The organism is Tistrella mobilis (assembly GCF_039634785.1).
GTDB classification, from domain to species: domain Bacteria; phylum Pseudomonadota; class Alphaproteobacteria; order Tistrellales; family Tistrellaceae; genus Tistrella; species Tistrella mobilis.
The window spans coordinates 258,221-285,065 of sequence record NZ_JBBIAB010000005.1 but is presented as its reverse complement, the minus strand read 5'-3'; the positions used below and the strand labels follow the sequence as shown (position 1 = coordinate 285,065).

At 66.9% G+C, this 26,845-nt stretch carries 26 protein-coding genes, 1 tRNA gene and 1 pseudogene; 18 read left to right on the top strand and 10 right to left on the bottom strand.

Annotation, left to right across the window (positions count from 1 at the left end; translation table 11 throughout):
- Window positions 1-472 precede the first annotated feature (472 nt).
- Window positions 473-1,066, top strand: a pseudogene (locus tag WI697_RS27550) (transposase); the annotation flags it as partial.
- A 234-nt stretch (window positions 1,067-1,300) separates the two neighbouring features.
- On the opposite strand, the gene WI697_RS09455 reads toward WI697_RS27550, so the two are convergent.
- Window positions 1,301-1,993, bottom strand: a complete 693-nt coding sequence (locus WI697_RS09455) for a hypothetical protein (protein WP_345958268.1) — start codon at window positions 1,991-1,993, stop codon at window positions 1,301-1,303.
- 39 nt (window positions 1,994-2,032) lie between these two features.
- Window positions 2,033-2,122, bottom strand: a tRNA-Ser gene (locus WI697_RS09450).
- Window positions 2,123-3,022: 900 nt separating this feature from the next.
- Here WI697_RS09450 and WI697_RS09445 point away from each other — a divergent pair.
- The 9 genes from WI697_RS09445 (at window position 3,023) to WI697_RS09405 (ending at window position 12,213) form a co-directional block, all read left to right on the top strand.
- Window positions 3,023-4,174, top strand: coding sequence for a lytic murein transglycosylase (locus tag WI697_RS09445; RefSeq protein ID WP_082828754.1), 1,152 nt, complete (start codon window positions 3,023-3,025; stop codon window positions 4,172-4,174).
- A 129-nt stretch (window positions 4,175-4,303) separates the two neighbouring features.
- The gene (locus WI697_RS09440) at window positions 4,304-5,281 is read left to right on the top strand and encodes a septal ring lytic transglycosylase RlpA family protein (RefSeq protein ID WP_062767681.1); all 978 of its coding nucleotides are present in this window, start codon (window positions 4,304-4,306) and stop codon (window positions 5,279-5,281) included.
- A gap of 73 nt (window positions 5,282-5,354) precedes the next feature.
- Window positions 5,355-6,593, top strand: coding sequence for a D-alanyl-D-alanine carboxypeptidase family protein (locus WI697_RS09435; protein WP_296710065.1), 1,239 nt, complete (start codon window positions 5,355-5,357; stop codon window positions 6,591-6,593).
- A 14-nt stretch (window positions 6,594-6,607) separates the two neighbouring features.
- On the top strand, window positions 6,608-7,282 hold the full coding sequence (gene tmk, locus WI697_RS09430) for a dTMP kinase (protein WP_345958267.1): 675 nt from the start codon (window positions 6,608-6,610) through the stop codon (window positions 7,280-7,282).
- A complete protein-coding gene (locus tag WI697_RS09425) occupies window positions 7,279-8,406 on the top strand; it encodes a DNA polymerase III subunit delta' (protein WP_345958266.1) in 1,128 nt (375 codons plus the stop codon). Before tmk ends, WI697_RS09425 begins: the two co-directional genes overlap by 4 nt.
- Window positions 8,407-8,491: 85 nt before the next feature.
- Window positions 8,492-10,042: a methionine--tRNA ligase gene (gene metG / locus WI697_RS09420; protein ID WP_345958265.1), complete on the top strand. Its 1,551-nt coding sequence runs from the start codon at window positions 8,492-8,494 to the stop codon at window positions 10,040-10,042.
- Window positions 10,043-10,097: 55 nt separating this feature from the next.
- A complete protein-coding gene (locus tag WI697_RS09415) occupies window positions 10,098-10,904 on the top strand; it encodes a TatD family hydrolase (RefSeq protein ID WP_345958264.1) in 807 nt (268 codons plus the stop codon).
- 8 nt (window positions 10,905-10,912) lie between these two features.
- Window positions 10,913-11,749: an MBL fold metallo-hydrolase gene (locus WI697_RS09410; RefSeq protein WP_345958263.1), complete on the top strand. Its 837-nt coding sequence runs from the start codon at window positions 10,913-10,915 to the stop codon at window positions 11,747-11,749.
- A gap of 8 nt (window positions 11,750-11,757) precedes the next feature.
- On the top strand, window positions 11,758-12,213 hold the full coding sequence (locus tag WI697_RS09405; protein ID WP_345958262.1) for a hypothetical protein: 456 nt from the start codon (window positions 11,758-11,760) through the stop codon (window positions 12,211-12,213).
- Between the two features lie 2 nt (window positions 12,214-12,215).
- Here WI697_RS09405 and WI697_RS09400 read toward each other — a convergent pair whose 3' ends face one another.
- Window positions 12,216-12,809, bottom strand: coding sequence for a TetR/AcrR family transcriptional regulator (locus WI697_RS09400; RefSeq protein ID WP_062767695.1), 594 nt, complete (start codon window positions 12,807-12,809; stop codon window positions 12,216-12,218).
- A 61-nt stretch (window positions 12,810-12,870) separates the two neighbouring features.
- Window positions 12,871-14,058 carry an MFS transporter gene (locus WI697_RS09395; RefSeq protein WP_345958261.1) on the bottom strand — a complete coding sequence of 396 codons (1,188 nt, stop codon included), beginning with the start codon at window positions 14,056-14,058 and terminating at the stop codon, window positions 12,871-12,873.
- Window positions 14,059-14,252: 194 nt separating this feature from the next.
- Between WI697_RS09395 and WI697_RS09390 the strand changes: the two genes are divergently transcribed.
- The 5 genes from WI697_RS09390 (at window position 14,253) to WI697_RS09370 (ending at window position 17,538) form a co-directional block, all read left to right on the top strand.
- On the top strand, window positions 14,253-14,594 hold the full coding sequence (locus WI697_RS09390; protein WP_014745202.1) for a YkvA family protein: 342 nt from the start codon (window positions 14,253-14,255) through the stop codon (window positions 14,592-14,594).
- Between the two features lie 70 nt (window positions 14,595-14,664).
- Window positions 14,665-15,225, top strand: coding sequence for a sigma-70 family RNA polymerase sigma factor (locus WI697_RS09385; RefSeq protein WP_345958260.1), 561 nt, complete (start codon window positions 14,665-14,667; stop codon window positions 15,223-15,225).
- Window positions 15,209-15,979, top strand: coding sequence for an anti-sigma factor family protein (locus WI697_RS09380; protein WP_345958259.1), 771 nt, complete (start codon window positions 15,209-15,211; stop codon window positions 15,977-15,979). Before WI697_RS09385 ends, WI697_RS09380 begins: the two co-directional genes overlap by 17 nt.
- A gap of 91 nt (window positions 15,980-16,070) precedes the next feature.
- The gene (locus WI697_RS09375; RefSeq protein WP_014745205.1) at window positions 16,071-16,787 is read left to right on the top strand and encodes a Bax inhibitor-1/YccA family protein; all 717 of its coding nucleotides are present in this window, start codon (window positions 16,071-16,073) and stop codon (window positions 16,785-16,787) included.
- 148 nt (window positions 16,788-16,935) lie between these two features.
- Window positions 16,936-17,538, top strand: coding sequence for a DUF2076 domain-containing protein (locus tag WI697_RS09370; protein WP_345958258.1), 603 nt, complete (start codon window positions 16,936-16,938; stop codon window positions 17,536-17,538).
- A 315-nt stretch (window positions 17,539-17,853) separates the two neighbouring features.
- On the opposite strand, the gene WI697_RS09365 is transcribed toward WI697_RS09370, so the two are convergent.
- The gene (locus tag WI697_RS09365) at window positions 17,854-18,633 is read right to left on the bottom strand and encodes a GNAT family N-acetyltransferase (RefSeq protein ID WP_345958257.1); all 780 of its coding nucleotides are present in this window, start codon (window positions 18,631-18,633) and stop codon (window positions 17,854-17,856) included.
- A gap of 266 nt (window positions 18,634-18,899) precedes the next feature.
- Here WI697_RS09365 and WI697_RS09360 point away from each other — a divergent pair, with 266 nt between their 5' ends.
- From WI697_RS09360 to WI697_RS09350, 3 genes are all read left to right on the top strand, one after another.
- Window positions 18,900-19,922, top strand: coding sequence for an LLM class flavin-dependent oxidoreductase (locus WI697_RS09360; protein ID WP_345958256.1), 1,023 nt, complete (start codon window positions 18,900-18,902; stop codon window positions 19,920-19,922).
- Between the two features lie 141 nt (window positions 19,923-20,063).
- The gene (gene mazG, locus WI697_RS09355; RefSeq protein WP_345958255.1) at window positions 20,064-20,972 is read left to right on the top strand and encodes a nucleoside triphosphate pyrophosphohydrolase; all 909 of its coding nucleotides are present in this window, start codon (window positions 20,064-20,066) and stop codon (window positions 20,970-20,972) included.
- Complete coding sequence (locus tag WI697_RS09350; RefSeq protein WP_345958254.1) at window positions 20,972-21,727, top strand: SDR family oxidoreductase; 756 nt, start codon at window positions 20,972-20,974, stop codon at window positions 21,725-21,727. The genes mazG and WI697_RS09350 overlap by 1 nt, the downstream gene beginning before the upstream one ends.
- A 197-nt stretch (window positions 21,728-21,924) precedes the next feature.
- On the opposite strand, the gene groL is transcribed toward WI697_RS09350, so the two are convergent.
- The 5 genes from groL to WI697_RS09325 all read right to left on the bottom strand — a co-directional run bounded on the left by groL (window position 21,925) and on the right by WI697_RS09325 (window position 26,835).
- Window positions 21,925-23,571 carry a chaperonin GroEL gene (gene groL / locus WI697_RS09345; protein WP_062767713.1) on the bottom strand — a complete coding sequence of 549 codons (1,647 nt, stop codon included), beginning with the start codon at window positions 23,569-23,571 and terminating at the stop codon, window positions 21,925-21,927.
- Between the two features lie 118 nt (window positions 23,572-23,689).
- A complete protein-coding gene (groES, locus tag WI697_RS09340; protein WP_014745214.1) occupies window positions 23,690-23,980 on the bottom strand; it encodes a co-chaperone GroES in 291 nt (96 codons plus the stop codon).
- Between the two features lie 143 nt (window positions 23,981-24,123).
- Complete coding sequence (gene hflX / locus WI697_RS09335) at window positions 24,124-25,491, bottom strand: GTPase HflX (protein WP_345958253.1); 1,368 nt, start codon at window positions 25,489-25,491, stop codon at window positions 24,124-24,126.
- A gap of 183 nt (window positions 25,492-25,674) precedes the next feature.
- Entirely contained in the window at window positions 25,675-25,944 is a 270-nt protein-coding gene (gene hfq / locus WI697_RS09330) for an RNA chaperone Hfq (RefSeq protein ID WP_041604880.1), read from the bottom strand.
- 174 nt (window positions 25,945-26,118) lie between these two features.
- Window positions 26,119-26,835, bottom strand: a complete 717-nt coding sequence (locus WI697_RS09325) for an HAD family hydrolase (protein WP_345958252.1) — start codon at window positions 26,833-26,835, stop codon at window positions 26,119-26,121.
- Window positions 26,836-26,845: the final 10 nt, after the last annotated feature.

The following is a 26,845-nucleotide window of genomic DNA, read 5'->3' as shown; positions in this document are numbered from 1 at the left end:
CGGCATCATCGGCAGGCGGGCGGCCGGAGGCGGCGTCGAGCGCGTCGAGGTATTGGCGCAGGCCGGGGTCGATCGGTTGGCGGGGGGCATGGGGAGATCTCCTTAGGGCGTGCGCTGGCATGCGGATGGCGGCGGATATCGTCGGGGATTGTAGGGAATGAGTCCATTTTTACGAGCGCGGGAACGTCTTGCACCAGGAACGGCGAAGACGTTTTAATATCGTCCGGCCCGCCGCAAACTGCTGATGCTCGACGCAGCTCGCGTTGTCGATGATCTGCGCAATTCTCCCGGTAATAACTTGGGGACTAAAACTTGACGGGCTAACGTGCATTCGATCCGGATCAATGGCTACTGACCAGGATTATGCGCCAGATGCGCTCCGATGGTTGCCGCTGTAGCGCAAGCCATTGATTAGTTTTAGGAGTCAGCCACCAAACATAAATCCGCCCGATCCGATGAGACTGCACCCGCCATGCGAGATTGCGCCGTGGGAAGCCTGTTCCGATGGGGCAGCCTGTCGTACGAGGCCGGGGTGTTGGCGCTGTGCGAGATCAATATCCGGCTCAAGGTGGCGGTACGGCTGGCCGCCTGCATCGCCGACACCCGTCAGCCCGATCAGGTTCAGCATAGCCTCGCCGATATCATCCGTAGCGCATCGTGCCGAATATCGATGATACATTCGACGCCGCCCATGACCACCAACAGCTGCGGATGTTCAACGCCCCTTACGACGAAATATGGCTTCCAACCCATCGTCGTGTTCGATGGCGAAGGCCGGTTCGTCAATGCCCTCCTGCCCACCGCCCCAGCGATCGAAAAATGGCCGCCCACCTGCACTGTCTGATCAGATCCACTGGCCCCGCGTGGAGATCCTGGTTCGAGCCGACAGCCACTATGCAGCACCGCAGGTGTTCGACCTCTGCCGGTTCTCAGGCGTGAATTTCATCCTCGGGCTGGCCATCGACGCCACCCTGCGCGCTCGTGTCGCCCCGCTGGAGGCCAACACCAGGGCACGGACGACGGACCGGACAAGGTCCGGCGCTTCACCGAATTCCATGACGCCGCCCGCGTCGTCGAGATGAAGACCAGGCTGCGCGCATGCACCGTCCAGCTGGTGCTCGCCGTGGTCCTGACCAGGAAAACCCACCGCCTCACCTAAAATGACGGGCAGCGTGCCCAGCCCAAGCCCGCCCTACCAACCCCAAAAAATCATCATCCGAAAACTCGCTAAGCCGCGGGAAGGACCGGGGGAGCGCACGGATCTGGGAGCGCTCGTGATGAAACGCTTGGGGATAGACGACTACGGCACCACCTTGTTGGCCAGTGATTTGTACAAGTCCGAATACGCGGTGAAATGGCTTTTCCTGGCTTGAACAGCCGGTTGTCCGAAATGCCTTAGCACTGGCGAGAGGAGCAAGTCGCCCGGCCCGTATCCTCGCGATAGCTTATTATTGGAGGGATTTAAGAAGTAAATCGCGGTCGCCCGAAAATCTGTTCGGCACTTCTGGGATGCATGGGCAACTCGGTTTCGGATAGCAGATGCATGCTTGAGCAAGTTCGAATTTTTTACAATATCGCCAAAACCATGGGCGCTAAAGTAGAAGTCCGCCGAGTTTGTAACCCACTTTGGATCACTCACCTTCAGGTAGTCTTTTGATCGATCAAAATTCGGATTACCTGAAAGCACTTGATAGGAATGTGCCAATGAGGTTGCAAGCCCAAATTTCGGCGTCGGCGCATAGTTGTGCACGGTTTTCGCGCCAGCAACATAGCGAACGAGTGCTCGCTCCAAAAACTCCTCCCAAGAGGCCACTACCCCCATGAAGGCTAGTTCAACAACTTGGCGAACATATTTGGGGTGAAGCCCAGGTGGGCCCGCCGAGTTAATGCCCCCAACGAACTGCTGAATCTTTGCCGCAAGATCCTCAGCAGCCTTTAATTCGCTGAGAAAAGTTGCTTTAACATGATCGACTTTTGGCGGCCGCCCAGCCATCAAAAGCCCTCCATTATAGAACGCCGAGCCTTACAGATTTGGCGGATGGGGTGGGATTCGAACCCACGGTGGGCATGACCCCACGCCGGTTTTCAAGACCGGTGCCTTAAACCGCTCGGCCACCCATCCGGTTCGACATGGGTAGCAGAAGGCGAGGGGGGCGGCAAGACGTGCGAACGCAGGCCCCTGTGCGAAAGCGCCGGGCCTGTGCGGTACATGACGGGCTGGTGGGGCGGAGAGAGAGCGCCGGCGGCGTCGGGGCGGGGTGGACGGGAAAGTCCCCCGTGGCCCGACGCCGCCGGGCCCGACAGTCGGACGGGGCGAGCCGCGCGCCTGCTCCTGAGGTACCCTGCCGCCTCTGCGGGGGTGTTGCGGCTCTCCTCCGGTGCGCGGTCCGTCGCGGTCCCGTCGGGATCATGGCACGCCGTGGGGTCTGCCAACCGCTGCCATGGTCCGTCTTACCGGCCTCTGGCGGGTCGGCGGCCGCACGGCGCGTCCCTCGGGCGGGTGCCGCCGTCGCCGCGGGCGGGGAGCAGCCGCACGCGCGTGTGCCGCTTGCAACTCCGACCGTTCATGCGGGCGGCCCGACGTCACATGGTGGAGGATCACTCCAGGCACATAACCGCACGCCCGCTTTTGCGTGCAGGACGCCTAATCAACCTCCGGCGGGGATGTCACGGGTCCGAGAGCGGGGACCGTCACCCTGTCGTGAACGGCTGCCGACCTCGCCCGGCCTTTATGCGGCGGCCCCGTCTCTGGGGCGTCCCGGCCTCGGGGTTTCGTCCTGCTTCCTGTAGGTTAGGGATGGGATCGGTTTTCATCGCCGGCAAGCCCGGCGGATGATTTTTCGCCCGATTTTTTTCACGGCATTTTAACCATACCGGCAGGGTGGCCCGAAGCGGGGCGGGGCCGCATAGATTCGGGTATCCGGGGCCCTGGCCGGGCTTGCCGCACGCGGAAGACGTGTGGCACAACCGGATGCGACAGGACGCCCCTGACCCTCCTCCCCAGAGCATTCCGGAGATCGGCATGATCCGCGACACCGGCCTTCCCACGACCGACCACCGCCCCGCGATCCGTCCGGAAAGGCGGGTGGCACGGCTGATGGCCGCGACCGGCCTGGCCATGGTGCTGGCCGCCTGCGGCGGCGGACGTGGCGCGGAAGAGGCGGTCGCCTCGGTCCAGCCCCAGGCAGTGGCACCGCAGCCGCCAGCCCAGCCCGCCGCCCCGGTGCCGGTCTCGCTGGCCCATGCCCGCACCGTCAGCCCGGCCGACCCGGCCTTCGATGCCTGGGTTCAGGGGGTGAAGAAGGAAGCGCGCGCCCAGGGGATTTCGGAAGGCATTCTGGATGCCGCCTTCCGCGACGTCACCCCGATTCCGCGGGTGGTGGAACTCGACCGCTCGCAGCCGGAATCGACCATCACCTTCGAGCAGTACATGACCCGGGTGGTACCGCAGCGGCGCATCGATCAGGGCCGGCGCCTGCGTGCCGAGTTCCAGGCCGATCTGGCCGATGTCGAGGCGCGGTTCGGCGTGCCGTCCGAAGTGGTGGTGGCGCTCTGGGGCGTCGAGACCGATTACGGCCGGGTGACCGGGACCTATCCGGTCATCGCCTCGCTGGCGACGCTCGCCTATGAGGGGCGGCGGGCCAAGTTCTTCCGCGGCGAGCTGCTGCACGCACTCAAGATCCTGGACGAGGGCCATATCTCGCCCGCCGAGATGCGCGGATCCTGGGCCGGCGCGATGGGCCAGAGCCAGTTCATGCCGTCGAGCTTCGTGTCCTATGCCGTCGATGGCGACGGCGATGGCCGCAAGGACATCTGGAACACTCGCAAGGACGTCTTCGCCTCGGCCGCCAACTATCTGTCGCGACGCGGCTGGAACCCGGATTTCGGCTGGGGCGGGCCGGTGGAACTGCCCAAGGGCTTCGATCGCAGCCGCATCGGCCTCGACGGCGAGAGCCGGACGGCAGCCGCCTGGGCGGCGGCCGGCGTCACGGGCAAGGACGGGGCCGCCCTGCCGGTCACCGGCAATGTGCCGGCGAAGATCGTGCTGCCCGGCGGCCGCAACGGCCCGGCCTATCTCGCGACCGAGAATTACGAGGTCATCCTGCGCTGGAACCGCTCGCAGTACTTCGCGACCGCGGTGGGCACCCTTGCCGACCGGATTGCCGGCCGTTAACATCCGGTCCCGACAGCGTTCGAAACCGTGGCGCCGCGGCGGCTGCCCCTGACGGGCCGCCAGAGCGGCGTCTGTTGTTGCCGCACCGCCCATCCCCATCCCCGCACTTCTCCGGGAGACGACACGTCCATGGCTCCACCCGTCGACGGCCGCGCCGCCCGCGCTTCCCGCCGCACGCTGATGCTCACGGGCGTGGCCCTTGCCGCGCTGGCGCTGGCCGCCTGCGCGGGGCGGCCGACCCAGCCGACATCGTCCGCCCCGGCCGTGGGGCAGGGCACGACGCCGTCCTCAAGCTCGGCCGCACGGCCGAACCAGAAGATCGGCAAGCCCTATCAGGTGATGGGCCGCTGGTATTATCCGGCCGACGAGCCGGGCTACAGGGAAGAAGGGGTCGCGTCCTGGTACGGGCCGACCTTCCACGGCAAGTACACGGCCAATGGCGAGGTCTATGACCAGAACGCGCTGACGGCCGCCCACACCACCCTGCCGCTGCCGTCGATCGTGCGGGTCACCAACCTCGAAAACGGCCGGGTGCTGATCGTGCGCGTCAACGACCGCGGCCCCTTCGTGGGTGACCGGGTCATCGATCTGTCTAAACGCTCGGCCCAGCTGCTGGGGGTGATCCAGAAGGGCACGGCCAGGGTGCGGCTTGAAAACGTCACCGAGGAATATGGACTCGACTATCTGCCCGAGGCGGATGGCGTGATGCTGGCATCGCTCGGCGCCGAGGCGACTGCATCCCCGCCCGCCACCTCGCCACGCGGGCCCGTGGTCGCCACTGCGAGCATCGTGGAAGAACAGGTCGAGGCCGTGCCGGCAGGAGAGGTCTTCGCGACCCCGGTGCCGCCGCCCGCCGGTACCCGCACGGCCCCCGGATCGGACCGCACCTATGTCCAGGTCGGCGCCTTCCGCGAGCCCGAGAACGCGCGCGCGCTGGAAAACCGGCTGCTCGACTACGGCCACACGGTGATCGCACCGGCCGATGTCGACGGCCAGCGCTTCTATCGGGTCCGGATCGGCCCGTTCAAGGCCTCACGCGACGCGGAAAAGGTGGTGGCGCGGCTGAGCCGCGACGGCTACGGTCGCGGCTCGATCGTCACGGACTGACGGCGACGGGCCTTTGTCGCCCGCCTTCGCCGGTCCATCTTCAAGTCCTGAGCAGACGAGCTATCGAAAGAGCATGACGGTGATCGCACAGAGCTTGCGCAACGGCACGACGTTCCCCCGCCGCCGGCGCGACATCCGCGGCGTCACGGCACGGATGAGCGCCGGTATCGCCCTGCTGGCGTCGGTGCTGGCTTCCGGGACGGCGCTTGCCGCCGCCCCCCATTTCGAAAGCGCCGCCAAGCAGGCCATCCTGCTCGACGACACCACCGGTGCCGTGCTCTACGCCAAGAACGCCGACGAGCGCATGGCGCCGTCGTCGATGAGCAAGCTGATGACCGCCTACATCCTGTTCGAGCGCATCAAGGAAGGCCGTGTGTCGATGGACGACGCCTTCCCGGTCAGCGAACGCGCCTGGCGGATGGGCGGCTCCAAGATGTTCGTAGAGGTGAACACCCGGGTGAAGGTTCAGGACCTGATCCAGGGCATCATCGTCCAGTCCGGTAACGACGCCTGCGTCGTGGTGGCCGAAGGTCTGGCCGGCAGCGAAGAGGCCTTCGCACGGCTGATGAACGAAAAGGCCCGCGAGCTGGGCATGACCGGCAGCCACTTCATGAATGCCTCGGGCTGGCCCGATCCCGAGCATTATATGACGGCCCGCGACCTCTCGACGCTCGCCCGGCGGATCATCGACGACTTCCCCGAGTTCTATAAATTCTATTCCGAGACCGAATACACTTATAACGGCATCAAACAGGGCAACCGCAACCCGCTGCTTTACAAGGATATCGGCGTCGACGGCATGAAGACCGGCCACACCGAAGCCGGCGGCTACGGTCTGACCGCGTCGATGAAGCAGGGTGACCGGCGGCTGATCATGGTCGTGAACGGCCTCGGCAACGTCAACGAACGCTCCAACGAGGGCGAGCGGCTGCTGTCCTGGGGCATGCGCGAATTCGAGAACCGCAAGCTGTTCTCCGCCGGCGAGGTGGTGGAGAGCGCCGAGGTCTGGCTGGGCGATCAGGGCACCGTGCCGCTGGTACCAGCGCGGGATCTGGTCGTCACCCTGCCGGTGGCCGATCGCGACAATCTGGCTGCCAAGGTGGTCTATGAGGGTCCGATCCAGGCACCGATCGCCCAGGGTCAGGAGATCGCGAAGCTGGTGGTCGACGTGCCCGGCGTCGAGCCGCTTTCGGTGCCGCTGGTCGCCGGCCAGAACGTGGCCGAGGCCGGGCCGGTCGGCCGGATTCTGGCTGCGATCTCGCACTTCGTCTCGGGCGCTGCCGGCGGCGGCGAACCCCAGACCCAGCAGTGACGGGCCCAGCAGTGATGGCGCGCGGCCGCTTCATTACCCTGGAAGGCGGGGAGGGGGGTGGCAAGTCCACCCAGCTTCGCCGTCTGGCGCGGCATCTGCGCGGGCAGGGGATCGATGTGGTCGAGACCCGCGAACCGGGAGGGGCGGCCGGCGCCGAAGCGATCCGTCCGCTGCTGACCCAGGGGGATGTCGCCCGCTGGGACGTGCTGTCGGAAACCCTGCTGCTCGCGGCCGCCCGGCGCAATCATGTCGAGCAGACCATCCGCCCGGCGCTCGATGCCGGGCGCTGGGTGATTTCCGACCGCTTCATCGACAGCACCCGCGCCTATCAGGGCGGCGCCCGCGGGCTGGACCCCGCCGTCATCGCGACGCTTGAAGGCTGGGTGCTGGACGGGCTGATGCCGGATCTGACCGTGATCCTGGATCTTCCGCCCGAAACCGGCCTGGCCCGCGCCGGGCGGCGGATCGAAACCGCGGCGCCTGCGGCGCCCGGCGCCGGCGAAGACCGGTTCGAGCGCATGGGGATCGATTTCCATCAGGCGCTGCGACAGGCCTTTCTGGCCATCGCTGCAGCAGAGCCCGCAAGATGCGCGGTCGTGGATGCCACCGCCGATATCGACGCGGTCGAGATCGCCATCCGCGAGGTGGTAGCCGGCCGCCTGGCCCCCGGCCGGGACGCGGGCCTATGAGCGAGGCCGTCTCGGGCCATCCGCGGTTCACGCCCCAGCTGGTGGGGCACGAGGCTGCGGAGCGGGGCTTTCTGGAGACCTGGAACGGCGGCCGGCTCGCCCATGCCTGGATGATCACCGGGCCGCGCGGGCTGGGCAAGGCGACGCTTGCCTATCGGATCGCCCGCTTCGTGCTGGCGACCACCGAGGATGCCGCCCGGGCCGCGACCGAGGGTGCCGGGCTGTTCGGTGGCCCGCCGCTCTTCGATCCCGCGACACCGCCTGCAAGTCTCGACATCTCCGCCGAGCATCCGGCCGCCCGGCGGATCGCGGCCGGCAGTCATCCCGACCTGCTGGTGCTGGAGCGCGGGTTGGACGACCGGGGCCGCCCGCGCACCGAGATCACCGTGGGCGAGGCCCGGGAACTTCGCCCGTTTCTGGGCCAGACATCGGCCGCCGGTGGCTGGCGGGTGGTGATTATCGATGCCGCCGACGAGATGAACCGCAATGCCGCCAATTCGGTGCTGAAGCTGCTGGAAGAACCGCCGGCGCAGGCGCTGATCCTGATGGTTGCCCATGCGCCCGGCCGGCTGCTGCCCACCATCCGCTCCCGCGCCCGACGGCTGGCGCTGGCGCCGCTCGACGATGCGCGGATGGAGCGCTTTCTGACCGCGCGCCTGCCGGAACTTGCGCCATCTCGGCGCGCGGTCGCCCGGGTCATGGCGGAAGGCGCACCCGGCCGCGCCCTGACGCTTGCGCAGGGGCAGGGGCCCGAGCTGCTGGCTGCCCTGATCGCCTGCCTCGACACCGGCCGGCCGGTGCCGGACTGGAAGGCCCTGATTGCGCTGGGGGAGGCGGTGGGCCGACCCGATGCGCTGGAGGCCTATGAGACCCTGGTCGAGGCCTGGGGCTGGTGGATGGCCCGCTGGCTGCGCGCCCATGCACGCATGGGCGGGATCGGCCAGGAGGTAATCCCCGGCGAGGCGCGCCTGGCCGCGCGTCTGGCCGGGGCGCGTCCCCTTGAACAATGGGTCGAGCTGTGGGATAGGTTGAGCGCGCGGCTCCGCCAGGCGCTCTCCGCAAATCTCGACCGCAAGCAGGTGCTGATCACCGTCGTTGCCGAGTTCGCGGCGGCGAGCGGTTGACGACGCCGTACACGATGCCGAGATGAGACCGACCCGGCCCCGCGACCCCGTGAGCGGCCGGCCCTCCCCTGTCCGGAGACGCCCGATGTCCGCGGCCGACGCCTTCTACGTCACGACGCCGATCTATTACGTCAACGACAAGCCCCATATCGGGCACGCCTACACGACGATCTCGTGCGACGTGGTGGCCCGGTTCATGCGTCTGGACGGCAAGCGGGTGATGTTCCTGACCGGCACGGACGAACATGGCCAGAAGGTCGCCAAATCGGCCGAGCTGAAAGGGGTCGACCCGCAGACCTTCACCGATGATGTCTCGGAGCGCTTTCGCGAACTGACCGGTCTGCTGAACGTCAGCAATGACGATTTCATCCGCACCACCGAGCCCCGTCACCGCGACGCCTGTCAGGCACTGTGGAAGACCCTGGTCGACAAGGGCGAGATCTATCTCGGCTCCTATGCCGGCTGGTATTCGGTCCGCGACGAAGCCTTCTATCAGGAAAGCGAGCTGGTCAACGGCAAGGCCCCGACCGGCGCCGAGGTGGAATGGGTGGAGGAGCCCAGCTACTTCTTCCGGCTTTCGGCCTGGGGCGAGAAGCTGCTGGCGCATTACGAGCGCAACCCCGACGCCATTCAGCCGGTCGGCCGGCGCAACGAGGTGCTGAGCTTCATCCGCAGCGGGCTCAACGACCTGTCGGTGTCGCGGACCACCTTCTCGTGGGGCGTGCCTGTGCCGGGCGATCCGGCCCATGTGATGTATGTCTGGATCGATGCGCTCACCAACTATCTGACCGCGATCGGCTATCCCGACACCTCGGACGAGCGTTTCAAGACCTTCTGGCCGACCGTGCATCACACCGTCGGCAAGGACATCGTCCGCTTCCACGCCGTCTACTGGCCCGCTTTCCTGATGGCTGCCGGCCTGACCCCGCCACGCCGGGTGTTCGCCCATGGCTGGTGGACGATCGAAGGCGAGAAGATGTCCAAGAGCCTGGGCAACACGGTCGATCCGCACGACCTGGTGTCGACCTATGGCCTGGATCAGACCCGCTATTTCCTGCTCCGCGAAGTGCCCTTCGGCAATGATGGCGACTTCTCGCGCCAGGCGATGATCGGGCGGATCAACAACGATCTCGCCAATGATTTCGGCAATCTGGTGCAGCGCGTGCTGTCGATGGTGACCAAGAACTGCGCGGGCAAGGTGCCGAGCCCCGGCGTCGATGCCGCCATGCTCGCCCAGGAGCCGCTGATCGCCGAGGCCCACAACCTGATCAGCCGCGTGCGCCCGCTGGTGACCGCCCAGGCCTACAACAAGGCGCTGGAAGAAATCTGGGCCACCGTCGGCGCGGCCAACCGCTATATCGATCGCGAGGCGCCGTGGACGCTGCGCAAGACCGATCCGGATGCGATGAACCGGGTGCTCTATATCCTGATGGAGACCATCCGCCATCTGGCGATCGTGGTGCAGCCCTTCCTGCCGACCTCGGCAGCGCGCATCCTGGACTTCCTGAAGGTCGATGCCGCCGATCGCAGCTTCACGGCACTCGGCACCAAGCACGCTCTGGTGCCCGGCTGCGAGATCGCGGCGCCGCAGCCGATCTTCCCGCGCATCGACACGACTGCGAAGACTGAAGGCTGACGCATCCGCGAAGAGACGCGCAGCCGACCGATCATCCGGAACGAAGACGGGTCACATGCTGGTCGACAGCCACTGCCATCTCGATTTCCCCGATTTTGCCGAGGAACTCGATGCCGTACTCGACGCGGCCCGCGCCTCGGGCGTGATCGCCTTCCAGACCATCTCCACCCGGCTCTCCACTTACGAGCGGATGCGCGCGGTGGCGGAAGCCCATGACGATGTCTGGTGCTCGGTCGGCATCCATCCGCACGAGGCCGGCCCCGAGGGACCGGTCGCGGCGGAGACGCTGATCGGCCTGGCCGCCCCCGATGCCAAGGTGATCGGCATCGGCGAAACCGGGCTCGACTACTATTACGGCAAAAGCCCGCGCGAGGACCAGATCCGGACCTTCGAGGCCCATTGCGAGGCCGCCCGCGCCACCGGCCTGCCGGTGATCATCCACACCCGCGATGCCGATGACGACACCATCGACGTGCTGACCCGGCAGATGGGGAAGGGCGCCTTTCCGGGCCTGATCCACTGCTTCACCGGAACCGACCGCCTGGCGGATGCGGCACTCGAGATGGGGATGTCCATCTCCATCTCGGGCATCATCACCTTCCGCAATGCCGAAGACCTGCGCCAGACCGTGAAGCGCGTGCCGCTGGACCGTCTGCTTGTCGAAACCGACGCCCCCTATCTGGCGCCGGTGCCGAAGCGTGGCAAGCGCAACGAGCCGGCCTTCGTCGCCCATACCGCCGCCTTCCTGGCCGGACTGAAGGAGGTGACGGCGGACGAGTTGGGAACGGTCACCACCGACAATTTCTACCGCCTGTTCTCCAAGGCGATCCGTCCTGCCGCGACGGGGGCCACCGGAGCGTGATGTCGCCGATGCCCCCGCACCCTGACCCGCGCACACCGCCCGCCCCCGGGCGGATCCGCGTGGTGGTGCTGGGGTCGGGCACGTCTGCGGGCGTGCCGGTGGTGGGCTGTGGCTGTCCGGTCTGCCTGTCGTCCGATCCGCGCGACCGCCGCCGTCGTGCCTCGATCATGGTCGAGACCGCGACCACCCGCATCGTGGTCGATACCGGGCCGGATTTCCGCGACCAGATGCTGACAGCGCGGGTCGATCGGCTGGATGCGGTGCTCTACACCCATGCTCATGCCGACCATATCCACGGCATCGACGACCTGCGGCCTTTCGCCTTCCGGACCGACCGGCCGACGCCGGTCTATGGCGACGATTTCACCATCGATCGGCTGTTCGACGGCTTTCGCTACGTCTTCCCGAACCCGGCCAAACCAAACCCGCTCTATCCGCCGACGGCCGAGGCCATGCGGATCGCGCAGGACGCCGTGTTTACGGTCGGCGATATCCGCATCGAGGCCTTCCCGCAGACCCATGGCCGGATCACCAGCCTTGGCTTCCGCTTCGGACCGATCGCCTATTCGACCGATGTGAATGCGCTCGACGATGCCGCTTTCGATGTGCTGGCCGGCACCCGGCTCTGGATCGTCGACTGCCTGCGCGAGCGGCCGCACATGACCCATTCCTGGCTGAGCCAGACCCTGGGCTGGATCGACCGGGTGGCGCCCGAGCGGGCATTGCTCACCCATATGAACCACGAAATGGGCCATGCAGCACTGGCAGCGAAGCTGCCCGAGGGCATCGAGCCCGCCTTCGACGGCCTGGCGGTCGAGCTGGCCTATGAGACCGAGGAAGGGTGAGCGGCATCATGGATCCCCTGATCATCAAGACCATCTTCCTCGGCACGCTGCGGGATCCGATCCTCTGGATCCTGTGTGCCGTTCTGGGCTGGCAGACTGACCGGCCGCTCCACAAGCTGCTCTGGATGCTTGTGGCGGGCGGGCTGTTCTTCGGCCTGTTCCGGGGGCTGGTCTATCGTTACGGCTTCGACGAGGCCCTCACCGGCGACACGTTCGGGATGGTCATCGCCTCGGCGACCCTGCTCACCATCGCCGGCGGCATGGCCGTGTTCGGGCTGCGCTCCGCCTGGCTGGCGCGAGGGAAGGCACGGGAGACGGCCTCGCAGGATACGGGCCGGAAGGGCGGAAGCCGGAAGGGCGGAAGCCGGAAGAGCGAAAGCCGGAAGGGCGGAACGAGGCCCGTCCAGACCGATGCGCCGCACAGGCGCCACAATGACGACCGGGCCCGCAAGCGGCGGAGCTGATCTCAGTCAGCGGTCAGCGCCGTGCGAAGCCCGGCCTCGATATAGGCATAGGCGCGCTCCCTGAAGCTCGCGCCGTCGGCACCAAGCCGCAGGAAATCCGAGATCACGACCTCGGCAAGGCCGTGAACCTGGGTCCAGACCATCAGGGCCAGAAAGCCGATCCGATCCGCCTCGCAAACTCCGGCCATCTGCGCCCGACGGCGCACTTCCGCAAGCAAGGGGGCGAAGGCGGCTTCCGACGCGGCCGCAAGCGCTGCATTGGCGGGATCACGGGCCTCGCCCGAGCGGTGGATCAGCCGGAAGAGATTGGGATGCTCCACGGCGAAGCCGACATAGGCATCCAGCAGGTCGCGTAGCGATTGGGGTGCCACGGCCAGACAGCGCGCCCGGAGCAGGGCATAGCCCTCGATCATCACCGCGTGCTCGAACGCGCGCCGGTCGGCGAAGTGATGATAGGGGGCCGCCTCCGACACCCCGACCGCCTTGGCAAGCGGCCTCAACCCCAGGGTCGAGGCGTCGTGATCCTTGAGATGAACGATCGCCGCCTCGACCAGCATTCTGGGAAGGTCGCCGTGATGATATCTGGCCTTGGCCATCGGCCCTTTCCGTGACGCTGACAGCACTGCGCGGCCATAGTGATCAGGGCCAGCCGATTGTTCAACGGCTTCCGCCCGCCTCCCTGGCCAGAAAGCAGAGGCAGGCGGCGCCGGCGAGCCCGCTCATAAGAGCAGGAACGGCCAGTTCGGCCGGACCACCGACCGCAGGCACCAGGCCGGCCCCCAAGGCGCCACCGGTGATCTGAACAAGGCCGATCAATCCCGATGCCAGACCGGCCCGGCTGGAAAATGCCGTCATGACCGTGCTGCCGACCACCGGCAGCACCAGACCGAGCCCCAGATCGAAGATCGCCATGGCGGCAAGCGTCGGTAGCGGAGCCACCGGAAGGGTGAGCATGGCGAGCGTACCGGCAACGGCGATGCCGGCGCCGACCCGCATCAGACTGCGCGGACGCATGCGATCTGCCAGCCGCGCGGCAAGCACGGTCCCGATGACGAACCCACCCACGGTGAGGAGCGGAAACGTGCCGACCACCGATGCGCCCAGCCCCAGGCCCTGCACGAAAATCGCGGGCGCCCCAACCAGAAAGACGAACAGCGCCGCAAGAAGCAGTGCGCTGCCGGCAAGGGCAGTACCGACGCCCGGCTCGCGCAGCATTCCGGCATAGCTGCGCGGCAGGGTGGCGATCGGCGTGGCGGCGGTGCCCGACGGCCGCGTTTCAGGCAACCCGCGCAGAAGCGGCAGCAGCAGGGCGGCATAGACGAAGGCGACCAGGAAGATCGCCCGCCAGCCGACACCATCGGTCAGAAGTCCTCCGATCAGCGGCGCCGCCACCGGAGCGACGGAGAAGACCAGGGTGATCAGGGCCATGATCCGCGTCAGCGCCGCCCCGTCATGACGGTCACGGGCGATTGCGCGGCCGACCACAAGTCCGGCACAGGCACCGACGGCCTGAAGAATGCGCGCCGGAATCAGCCAGATCGCCGAAGGTGCCGCCATCGCGATCACACAGCCGACAAGGTATGCCGCAAATCCCGGCACCAGCACCCGACGACGCCCGATGCGGTCGGAAAGCGGCCCCAGGATCGGGTTGGCGAGGGCGAAGGCGATCAGACCCGCGGTCACCGTTGCCTGCACGGTCCCAAGGCCGACCCCCAGATCATTCGCCACGGCCGGCAGGGCCGGCAGCCAGGCCGTGGCGGCAAACTCCCCAAGGCCGGCCATGCCGGCGAGAAGCAGGATCAGGCGCCGATCGGCTGCCGGCGCGGAACCGGACTGCATGGTCATGAGGCATATCCTCCAATCTTATCGTTGTTAAGATATGCGCCTGAGACGGTCGGTCGCGCAAGGGGAAAGCAGGGGCGGGGGCCGGGATCTTGGCAAGGCCGTCCGCCGTTCCCATGTGAAGAGTGCCGGGGCACGCCCCCCGCCGGGCGGTCGAATCCTTCGCCGCCCCTCTCGAATGGGAGACGCAGCCAGCCATGGCCCGACTGCGCCTGTTCCGCGTCGCTGCCCTGCTCGGGCGCGATGCCCTTGCCCTCGTCTCCAGCATCCGTGACCGCCGTCAGAGTTGGGCGGCCAGGGCTGCTGTGATCGGCGTGCTTGCCTATGTGGTGAGCCCGCTCGACCTCATCCCCGATGTGCTGATGATCTTCGGCATCCTGGACGATATCGCCGTGGTGAGTTTCGGCTTGCGCTGGGCTGAACGGCGAACGCCGCCTGAGGTTCTGGACGACCATCGCGGCCGGGTGAACCGGCTGTTCGACCGCTGGTTCGGCCGGCCGTCGGAGCCGGCGCGGGAGCCCCGCTGGACCCGCAACTGACCGGGTCAAAAAATTCCGAAAAAAATACGACGGCCGGGATGAAACCCGGCCGTCGCTGCGTCTACGGGATATGAGCACGACACGCAATGGCTTCGATGTGGTTGGGGAACTGGGGGCGCTTCGGCGTTATGCCCGGGTGCTGACCCGCGACGAGGCGGATGCCGAGGATCTCGTGCACGACGCGCTGGTCCGCGCCTATGAAAAGCGGGGCAGCTTTCGCAGCGGCGGCAATCTGAAGGGCTGGCTGCTGGCGATCGTGCACAACACCTTCGTCTCCGCCCGGCGCGCGCGGCTGGCGCGTCAGACCCGCGAGGAACGCTCGGCCGAGCTGGAACCGCTGCATGCGGAACCGGCCCAGGACGACGCGGTCCGGCTCGACGAGGTGCGGCGGGCATTCCTGCAGCTCCCCGACGAGCAGCGCGAAGCGCTGCACCTGGTGGCGATCGAAGGGTTGTCCTACCAGGAAGCGGCGGCAGCGCTCGACGTGCCGGTGGGAACATTGATGTCGCGGATCGGCCGCGCGCGGGCTGCCCTTCGGGCGCTCGACGAGGCCGGGCCCGCAGCGGCGCGGACCGCCGGTTCCCCGCCGAAGCTTCGAATCGTTGGAGGGTCGGATGACGGCACCGACTGAGCGCCTGCCCGACTTCGATCTGCATGCCTATGTCGACGGACAGCTCGACATTGCGCGGCGGATGGAAGTTGAGGATTACCTGTCCCGCCATCCCGATGTGGCGGCGCAGGTGATGGCCGATCTGCGCACCCGCGATGCGCTCCGGATCGCCTTCGGTGGCGCCCAGGGCCGCCCGTCGCCGCGGCTGATCGATGCGGCGCGGCGTGTGGAACGCGGTCTGGCCTTTACCGGCGTGATGCGTCGGATGCAGCGGGCGGCAGCGGTGGTTGCCCTGCTGTCGATCGGCTGGGCGGCCCATGCTCAGTTCGGTGGCATCTCGACCAGCGAGGCGGCCCCCACGCCGCCGGGCTTCGTAGACGAGGCGCTGATGGCGCATCGGGTGGCGATGCTTCGTCACGGCATGGTGTCCGCGCCGACGGCAGCGGCCTTCGACGCCCAGGAAATCCGCCAGGCCACGCGCATTTCCCTGCCGGTTCTGCCGGAAGACTGGCGCGTGATCGATGTCCAGGTTTTTCCGTCCAATGACGGCCCGAGTGTCGAGATGACGATCGAGGACCGGAAACTCGGACGGATGTCGCTCTTCGCGGTCAGGGTCGACGAGTTCGACGTCTCCTGGCCGCAGGAAGTGAAGGCGGAAGACGAGGCGGCCGCCTTCTGGCAGATCGGCGATCAGGCCTATGTCCTGACCGCCTCTGTCACGGACCCGCGCGATCTCGGCAAAGCCGCGGATCGCCTGGCCCGCAGCCTCTACTGAACGATCGAACGCAAACGCAACGGCAATGAGTTGACGAGGGCCCCCGGCGGCAATGCCGCCCGGAACGGGCCCCCAAAGGGGACCACACCAGATGAACCTGCCACCCTTCGCCCGCGAAGCGGCATACGCCCAGACGGGCGCCGCGTTTGACGAAGGCCTCCGGCGGCACATGCTCCGGGTCTACAACTACATGGCCCTGGGGCTCGTCCTCACCGGCATCGTCGCATTCGTGGTGGGCACCACGCCCGCACTTTATGTGCCGATCTTCAGCACGCCGCTCAAATGGGTGGTGATGCTGGCGCCGCTCGCCTTCGTGCTCGTGTTCTCGTTCCGCATCCACAAGATGTCGGCTGCCGGAGCACAGACCGCCTTTTGGGCCTTCTGTGCGGTCATGGGCCTGTCGCTGTCGTCGATCTTCCTGGTGTTCACCGGCGCCAGCATCGCCCGGACCTTCTTCATCACGGCCGCCATGTTCGGCGCCACCAGCCTTTACGGCTACACCACCAAGCGGGACCTGTCGAAGTTCGGCTCGTTCCTGGTCATGGGCCTGATCGGCGTGATCATCGCCAGCCTGGTGAACATCTTCATCGGCTCGTCGATGCTCCAGTTCGTGGTCTCGGTGGCAGGCGTTCTGGTCTTCGTCGGCCTGACCGCCTGGGACACCCAGTCGATCAAGGAGCAGTACTCCGAGAACTGGGACCATGAATCGAGCCAGAAGCTGGCGGTGTTCGGCGCGTTCTCGCTCTACCTGAACTTCGTCAACCTCTTCCAGCTGCTGCTGAGCCTGACCGGTCAGCGCGAGGAGTGACGGCCGCCGGTGCCGGGGCAGGGGGCTTCAAGGCCTCCGCCCGGTGCCGGAGGGCAGGGGTGCCGCCAGCACCTCGCGTCCCGCGCGAAGTCCGCCAGGCTGCGACTATCATCACACGTCATCCGTCATCACGGGAACAGATCACGTCATGGACGCCCAGGACCGCAAAGCCATCGACGACCTCTTTGCCAAGCTCGGCCAGGTCGAACGCAGCGCCGGTGCGCGCGATGCCGAGGCAGAGCAGTTCATCCGTCAGCGCGTCGACGCGCAGCCCGGCTCGCCCTACTACATGGCGCAGACCATCGTCATCCAGGAGCATGCGCTGAACGCGGCGCAGGCCCGTATCCAGGAGCTGGAGCAGCAGCTCGCCAGCCGCCCCGCCTCGGGCGGTGGCTTCCTCTCCGGCCTGTTCGGCGGCGGCAGCCGCCAGAGTCCGCAGCCGCAGCCCCGGCAGGCATATGCTCAGCAGGGCTATGGCCAGCAGCAGCCGGGATACGGTCAGCAGCCGGGCGGGGCCCCCTGGGGGGCGCAGCCTCAGCGTTCCGGCGGCGGGTTCCTGGCGGGTGCCGCCCAGACCGCCATGGGTGTCGCGGGCGGCGTGGTGCTCGGCAACATGATCGCCGGCATGCTCGCACCCGATGAAGCCATGGCGGCCGCAACCGAAGCCATGCCCGAAGAGCTTGATCCCGCGGCCGACATGATGGCCGACGAGGGTGGCGACTTCTTCGGCGGTGACGAGGAATTGTTCTGATTTTCCATCGGGCTGGCTGCCCATGTTCAGCCCGATGGTCCGACGTTCGGCGAAGTCGTCCTCGAGACCCCTGGCGCTTCGCTGACACCGACCGGCACGGCCATTTCGACCCTGCCCACGTCTCGTGCCGGTCCGCTTCCGACCCGTCCGCCCTGACGGCCGGAAGCCTTGCCCAACCGATCCGGTTGCCCCCGGATCGGTCGCCGATGCGGAAGTGACTTGGCCGGGAAACGGTTTGCCGTTTCCCGGCATTTTTTTGTCGGCCGAGGCCCTTGAGGCCTGAGCCGAAAACTTGCCGGGTTACGTATTTTCGGCTCAGGCCTCGTCGCGAGCAAAGATCATGATGCGGAACAGCTCGACGAAGCCGGCATGGGTATAGAGCGCCGTGCCGTCGACGGATGCCTCCAGACAGCAGGCGAGGGCACCCCGCATCTCTGCCAGCTGCAGGGCGTGAGCGACCAGCCGGCTGCCATAGCCGCGCCCCTGACGGGCCGGCAGCGTGCCGACATCGTCGAGGCGCGCAATCCGGCCCGCCATGGACAGGGTCACCGAGCAGACCGGCTCGTCCTCTACGAAGCCGGTCAGATGCACCAGACGATGTCCAGCATGCCTGGCTGCATGGTGGCGATCGCTATACTGCCGCGAAATCTGGGGTCCGCCGCCGAAAGCTTCGGCCAAGGGGCGGCTCCAGACCTCAAGGTCATCGATGGCCCGGACCACAAGGTCGGTGCCGACGGCACCCGGCCGGGGCTGCCGCTTCGCCGGATCGATCGTCATCGCGGTCGTAATCCCGGACGGCGTCAGTCCGTAGCCGGCGGCCCAGGCTTCGTATGCCGACACCCGGTCTTCGGGCAAAGCGAGCGAGAAGGGCAGGCCGGCGCCGGTCATGAAGGCAACCCCACGATCAGCCGCGGCGTCCGGCGCTTCGGCCGGCAGATGCAGGGACAGCAGGTTCAGGGCAGCCGTTTCCACGCCGGTGACATAGGCCCGGACACCTCGCCCGAAGCCTTCATTTTGGGCGCTGATGGCCGTGAAGAAATGATCCTCGGCGCGATACCAGTTGGGGATCGCTGTCCCATGTCGGAGGTCGGTCAATGTCGATCCCTTATGGCTTACCGACCCTCGGGTCTGGCTGGCAGTGTGGCGCGGCAGAATGCATCAAGACCGGGCACCGGTCATCAAGCCATATGCCAGCCATGACAACACTCCCCATAATCCAGGTCTTATTTTCCATAATGTTGCTTATGCGATTATCAAGAATGCCTGGAAGGGCGCGATCATGCAACGCGACAGGTGCAATCCCGACCGAATCGGTCTTATATAGACCGGACCACCCGAACCCGACCGGGAGCCCGCATTCCATGAGCCTTCTTGCCCAAACCCGGATCTCCGTGCTGGACCTGTCGCCGATCAGGGCCGGCCATCCGATTGCCCAAAGCTATGCCGACAGCCTCGCTCTGGCGCGCCATGTCGACGAGTTGGGCTACACCCGCTACTGGCTGGCGGAGCATCACAACATTCCCGGCGTCGCCAGTTCGGCCACCGCCATCCTCATCGGCCATATTGCCGGAGGCACGCGCCGGATTCGCGTCGGATCCGGCGGCATCATGCTGCCCAATCACGCCCCCTTGATCGTCGCCGAACAGTTCGGAACGCTGGAGAGCCTGTATCCGGGCCGCATCGATCTGGGCCTCGGACGGGCGCCCGGAACCGACGGCTTGACCGCACGGGCGCTGCGCCGCGACCTGACCGGCCGCCCCGAAGACTTCCCTGCCCTGCTGATGGAGCTGCGCGGCTTCCTGGCCAAGCCGGAATCCTCGTCGCCACGCCGGGTGCGGGCGATTCCGGGCGAAGGCCTGGAGGTACCGATCTGGCTGCTCGGCTCCAGTGATTTCAGCGCGCGCCTTGCCGGCAAGCTGGGCCTGCCTTTCGCCTTCGCAGGCCAGTTTGCACCGCGCTACATGCTGGAGGCACTGGCGATCTATCGCCGGGCCTTCGAGCCGTCGGAGACGCTGCAGGCCCCCTATGCGATGATCGGCACCAACGTGATTGCCGCCGAGACCGACGAGGAGGCCGACTATCTCTCGACCTCGGCAAAGCAGCACGTGCTGAACCTGATCCGCAACGACATGCAGCCGCTGGCACCGCCGGTGGACGACATGGACGCGCTCTGGTCGGTGCACGAAGCCCGGGCCGTGGAAGACTTCCTCGGCGCCTCGATCATCGGTGGCCGCGAGACCGTCCGCAAGGGGCTGGAACGCTTGATCGGGCTGACCGGTGCCAATGAGGTGATGATCAATGCGGCGATCTACGACCAGAATCTGCGTCGGCGGTCGTTCTCGATCGTCTCGGAGCTGAAGACCGAAGCGGCGCAGGCCGCCTGACCCGCCGGACGGCCTGTGCCGTGCGGAAATCCACCAAATGGACCTGCGGTGGTTCATCATGGACCCGGGGCGGCGGCGGCGGTATGAAAGGGGCCCGACACGGCCGAAGCCGCCCCTCTCCATCCAGATGGAAGCCGCCCGATGACGGACGCCGCCCCTGCCCGCCCCGCCCTGCCCGACGACGCAGCCGCGGACCGCCGCGACATCCGGGCCCTGCTGCGGGTGATGGCGCGGCTGCGCGACCCCGAGAGCGGCTGCCCCTGGGACGTCGCCCAGGATTTCTCGACCATTGCACCCTATACGATCGAGGAAGCCTACGAGGTTGCGGACGCCATCGATCGCGGCTCCATGGCCGATCTGGTCGACGAGTTGGGCGATCTGCTGCTCCAGGTGGTCTTCCATGCCCGCATGGCCGAAGAGGCCGGTGCCTTCGCCTTCCCTGATGTGGTGGAGGCGATCGTCACCAAGATGATCCGCCGGCATCCTCATGTCTTTGCGGAGGATGGCGGCGCCGACCAGGATGCCGTGCGCCGGCGCTGGGAGGATATCAAGGCGGAAGAACGCGCCGCCAAGGCCGCCCGCGCCGATGCCGCCCCGGCAACCGCCCCAAGCCTGCTGGATGATGTCGGCCGGGCGATGCCGGCGCTGATGCGCGCCGCAAAGCTCGGCAAGCGCGCTGCCCGGATCGGCTTCGACTGGCCGGATGCCCGGGGCGTGCTCGACAAGGTCGCCGAAGAGACGACGGAGCTGCGTGAGGCGATGGACGCCGGCCATCACGACGCCGTGCGCGAAGAGGTGGGCGACCTGCTGTTCAGCGTTGCCCAGCTTGCCCGCAAGCTTCATCTCGATCCCGAAGATGCCCTGCGGCGGGCCGATGCCAAGTTCGAGCGGCGGTTTCGCGCCCTTGAAGCCCGGCTCACAGCTGAAGAAGGTGGCGGGCCGATCGATGCCGACCGGCTGGAAGCGCTCTGGCAAGCGGTGAAGGCTTCCGAGGCCGAAGCCGCTCGCATACCTGAAGACCTCCCCGGACCAGACAAGGAGACGACGTGATGTCCGACCGCCTGACCGTCCTCATCACCGGCGCGACCGCCGGTTTCGGCGCCGCCCTCGCCCGCGCCTATGCCGCCTCCGGCGACCGTCTGGTGCTGGTCGGGCGCCGTACCGAGCGTCTGGAGGCGCTGAAGGCCGAACTCGACGGCGAGGTGCATGTGGTCACCCTCGACGTGCGCGACCGCAAGGCCGTGGAAGAGGCGATGGCCGCCCTGCCCGCCCCGTTCGACGCCGTCGACGTGCTGATCAACAATGCCGGCCTCGCCCTGGGCCTCAACCCCGCCCCCAGCGCCGATCTCGACGACTGGGACACCATGATCGACACCAACATCAAGGGTGTGACCTATATGACCCGCGCGATGCTGCCGGGCATGGTCGCCCGCGATCGCGGTCATATCATCAATCTGGGCTCGGTTGCCGGCACCTACCCCTATCCGGGCGGCAATGTCTATGGCGGCACCAAGGCTTTCGTGCACCAGTTCTCGCTGAATCTGCGGGCCGACCTGCTGGGGGCCAATGTCCGCGTCACCAGCATCGAGCCGGGCATGGCGGATACCGAGTTCAGCACGGTGCGCTTCGGCGGCGACAAGGAACGGGCCGCGAAGGTCTATGAAGGCATGACGCCGATGAGCGCCGATGACATCGCCAATGTCATCCACTGGGTCAGCAAGACCCCCCGGCACCTCAACATCAACGTGCTGGAGCTGATGCCGGTCATGCAGGCCTTCAACGCCTTCGCGGTGAAGCGCGGCTGAAGCCGGACCCAGCCCATCATCAGAAAGCCCGCCCCGGTCGCACCGGGGCGGGCTTTTTTCTTTCCGGAATTCCGGAAGATCCGTCGGTAACTCTTTGTCAGAAAAAGAAGAAGGCCGCAGCCCCGTTTCCGGGACTGCGGCCTCCATCGATACATAGACCGTCGATCCGAAGATCGGGTCGGCTGGTATCGGCCGGATCAGAAGTCCATGCCGCCCATGCCACCCATGCCGCCCATGCCACCGGCCGGAGCAGCGTCCTTCTTCTCGGGCTTCTCGGCGACCATGGCCTCGGTGGTGATCAGCAGGCCGACGACCGAGGCGGCATCCTGCAGCGCGCTGCGGACGACCTTCACCGGGTCGATGATGCCGGCCTTCACCAGGTCGGTGTACTCGCCCTTCTGCGCGTCGAAGCCCCAGTTGCTGTCCGAGCTCTCGGCCAGCTTGCCGGCCACGACGGCGCCATCGACGCCGGCATTGTCGGCGATCTGACGCACCGGACGGGTCAGGGCGCGGCGGACGATGTCGATGCCGGTGGTCTGGTCGGCATTGACGCCGGTCAGGCCCTCAAGCGCCTTGGTGGCGTAGAGCAGCGCAGTGCCGCCGCCCGGAACGATGCCCTCTTCGACCGCAGCGCGGGTCGCATGCAGCGCGTCGTCGACGCGATCCTTGCGCTCCTTCACCTCGGTCTCGGTGGCGCCGCCGACGCGGATCACCGCGACGCCGCCGGCCAGCTTCGCCAGACGCTCCTGCAGCTTCTCGCGGTCGTAGTCCGAGGTGGTCTCCTCGATCTGCGCCTTGATCTGCGCGACGCGGCCCTGGATCTCCTCCTTCTCGCCCGCACCGTCGACGATGGTGGTGTCGTCCTTGGTGATGCGAACGGTCTTGGCGGTGCCCAGCATGTCGACGGTGACCGTCTCCAGCTTGATGCCCAGGTCTTCAGAGATCACCTGGCCGCCGGTCAGGATCGCGATGTCCTGCAGCATGGCCTTGCGGCGATCGCCGAAGCCCGGCGCCTTCACGGCGGCGACGCGCAGGCCGCCACGCAGCTTGTTCACGACCAGGGTCGCCAGGGCCTCGCCCTCGACGTCCTCGGCAATGATCAGCAGCGGACGGTTCTGCTGCACGACGGCCTCGAGGACCGGCAGCATCGGCTGAAGGCTGGAGAGCTTCTTCTCGTAGAGAAGGATCAGCGGGCTCTCGAGCTCGGCTTCCATCTTCTCGGCGTTGGTCACGAAATAGGGCGACACATAGCCGCGGTCGAACTGCATGCCCTCGACGACATCCAGCTCGGTCAGCAGGCTCTTCGCCTCTTCGACCGTGATCACGCCTTCCTTGCCGACCTTCTGCATGGCCTCGGCGATCATCTCGCCGATCTCACGCTCGCCATTGGCCGAGATGGTGCCGACCTGGGCAATCTCGTCCGAGGTGTTGATCGGGTTGGCGCGCGACTTCAGGGTCTCGACGACCTTGGCGACGGCCTGGTCGATGCCGCGCTTCAGATCCATCGGGTTCATGCCGGCGGCGACGGCCTTCAGGCCCTCGTTGAAGATCGCCTGGGCGAGAACGGTGGCGGTGGTGGTGCCGTCACCGGCGTTGTCGGCGGTCTTCGAGGCAACCTCGCGGACCAGCTGCGCGCCCATGTTCTCGAACTTGTCCGACAGCTCGATTTCCTTGGCGACCGAGACGCCGTCCTTGGTGATGCGCGGCGCGCCGAAGGACTTCTCGATCACGACGTTGCGGCCCTTCGGGCCCAGCGTCACCTTCACGGCATTGGCCAGGGCGTCGACACCGCGCTGAATCTTCACGCGCGCATCGTTACCAAACTTGATTTCCTTGGCAGCCATGGTTCTTCCTCAAAAGCTCTGATGTGGTCAGGGGATGGGACCCGCCTGGCGGCCATCCCGGTCCCTGGTCACGAAATTTGGTCCGGCGAAAGCGGAACCGGATGCGGGATGAAGGGGATCAGCCCTCGATCACGCCAAAGATGTCCTGCTCCTTCAGGATCAGAACGTCCTGGCCGTCGACCTTCACCTCGGTGCCCGACCACTTGCCGTAGAGGACGCGGTCGCCGACCTTCACGTCGAGCGCCACAACCTTGCCGTCCTCGCCGCGGACGCCATTGCCGACCGCAATGACTTCGCCCTGCTGCGGCTTCTCCTTGGCGGTGTCGGGGATGATGATGCCGCCGGCCGTCTTCTGCTCCTGCTCGATCGGGCGCACAACGACGCGATCATGCAGCGGACGAATCGCCATGAGTACTCTCCAGTCTGAGCGATTTCTGAGGATGTGCCCGGCCCGTTCAGGCTCTCCCGGATGGGCCGGACCTGCACGGGCTGTTTAGCACTCCTCAGGTAAGAGTGCTAGCAAATCGTTCAAGGGCTCCGGGCCCAAAAAAATCACGTCGGCGACACAGGCGCCGAGAGATGCGGCCAGCGGGCCTGGAACCGGCTCAGATCCTGGGGTTTCAGGCGGACGGCCACATGGGCCGCAGCCTCGTCATCCTCGCGCTCGGCGATCTCGCCATGGGCATAGAGCCAGGCCAGGGCCTGGCCGTCGGCATGCGGCACGTCGAAATGGGCAAGCTCGTCCCCGATCGCGAGCCGGGCATCGATCGCGGCGAACAACCGGTCGAGCCCTTCGCCGGAGAGGGCTGAACCCGCAACCGCATCTTCAGCGCGCGCCGCCTCGTTCAGCACCCGCTCCCGCGCCTCGCCTTCCAGCATGTCGAGCTTGTTGCGGAATTCGAGCACGTCGTCGGCCAGGCGATGGCCCATGCCCAGCTCACCCAGCACATGGAGCACGTCGCGCCGCTGGGCGCCGGTATCGGGGTCCGCGATGTCGCGGACATGGATGATCAGCGCCGCCTCGCGCACCTCTTCAAGCGTCGCCCGGAAGGCGGCGATGAGGCCGGTCGGCAGTTCGGAGACGAAGCCCACGGTATCGGACAGGATCACCCGCCGGCCCGAGGGCAGGTCGAGCGCACGCATGGTCGGGTCCAGCGTGGCGAACAACATATCCTTGGCCATCACCGAAGCGCCGGTGACCCGATTGAACAGCGTCGACTTGCCGGCATTGGTGTAGCCGACCAGCGCCACCACCGGATAGGGAACTTCACGGCGCTTCTTGCGGTGCAGCTCCCGGGTACGGACGACCTCGGCAAGCTGAAGCTTCAGCCTGGCCATCTTGTCGTCGATGATCCGGCGGTCGGTCTCGATCTGGGTTTCGCCGGGGCCAGCCAGGAAGCCGCGGCCGCCGCGCTGGCGCTCCAGATGGGTCCAACTGCGGACCAGACGGCTGCGCTGATAGCCGAGCCGGGCGAGTTCGACCTGCAACCGCCCTTCCCGGGTGCGGGCGCGGTCGGCGAAAATCTCCAGAATCAGCCAGATCCGGTCGATGACCTTGACGTTCCAGGCCTTCTCCAGGTTGCGCTGCTGGATGGGCGTCAGCGGCCGGTTCATCACCACCAGATCGACCGGTGCGGCTTCGAGCTTCGCCTTGATCTCGTCGACCTTGCCCGACCCCAGCAGGGTGGACGGCCGCATGCGCGCAACCGGCACAACCAGCCCCTCGGCGACGTCGAGGCCGAGGGCGCCGGTCAGCGCCACCCCCTCGTCCAGCCGCGCGCGGGTGCTGCGCACCGCTTCGGGATCGTCCTCGACCGGGGCCGGCGCACCGCGCCGCTGCTCCTTGACGTCGGGCTGCAGAACCAGGGCCCGGGCCGGCAGATCGCCGTCGGGCCGGATGATGATCTTATCGTCGGACAAACCGCTCCTTCATGCGCCGGGCGCAAAGGACAGGAAAGGTTGCGACATCATGTCGCCGGCGGTCGCCACCCCGCCCCAAAGGCGATGACAGGCCGCACGCGAACCCGCGGCGGCCTGGTCAGAAACCCTGCCGGACAGGGGACCCGCGCGGGCAGAGCACGTGTTCCCCGTCCGTCTCGACCATCAATGGTCGCCGTGATCCTTGTCGCGATCACCCTGAGCCTGGGCATCGAACAGCTGGACCGGCACCGTCGGCATGACGGTCGAGATGGCATGCTTGTACACGAGCTGACTGTGCCCGTCCCTCCGCAGCAGCACGGAGAAGTTGTCGAACCAGGTCACGACACCTTGAAGCTTGACACCGTTGACCAGGAACACGGTCACCGGAGTCTTGTTCTTCCGGATGTAGTTCAGAAACACATCCTGGAGGTTCTGGTTCTTTTCAGACGCCATGAGAGGCACCCCTTCTTGTTATCATGCGGCGATGTTGGTCTGTCTCCCGGCCGCCGCGACCGCTTTTCGGGTCTTAGCCGGGATCTTTGTCGAGCCGGTTGCCGGGCGTCCCCCGCCCGGGTACCGCGTGCCATCACACGCCGGCCCGGAGCCGTACCATATCGGACCGCCCGATCAGGTAAGACCCATCGCCGAAGTTACAAGGTCGTGCAGGTGGCGGCAATCGACAACCCGGAGATCTGCGCGTGTAAGCACCCCTTCATCAAGACTCGTCCCGTCGTGGACCAGAAGGATGCCGGTGCAGCCCGCGGCCCGGGCACAGTCCATGTCGACCAGGGCATCGCCGACGAACCAGACATTCGGGCCGGCCTCGCGGCCGACGGTGGCCAGCGCCTCTATGACCGGCGCCGCATCGGGCTTGTCGCGCGTGGCATCGCCGGCCCCAAGCAGGGCGCCGAAGCGTTCCCCCCACCCCAGGTGGGCAACCTCGGCCCGCAGGAACGGGCCCTGCTTGTTGCTGACCACACCGAGCGGGATGCCCTGCCCCGCCAGCAGGTCGAGCAGATCTGCAGCCCCCTCCATGGCGACCACGGTCTCGAGGTGCCGCGCGGCATAGGCTGCCTTGAAACGCAGCGCCGCCTCCTGCCAACGATCCCCGAAAATCTCGGGGAAGGTGTCGCGCATCGAGCGGCGGATGCGCAGCCGCCCCTCTTCCGGGGTCAGCGCCGGCGGCTTGCCATAGGCGATCATGACGTCGTTATAGGCGGCGAGGATCGCCCCCCAGGCATCGACAAGGGTGTGATCCCAATCGAACAGCACGGCGTCGGGGCGGCCGAGCCGCGCAAAGGCAGCCGCATCGTCAAGCCCGCGCGCGGGCATGGTCAGGGTCATGGCGAAGGCG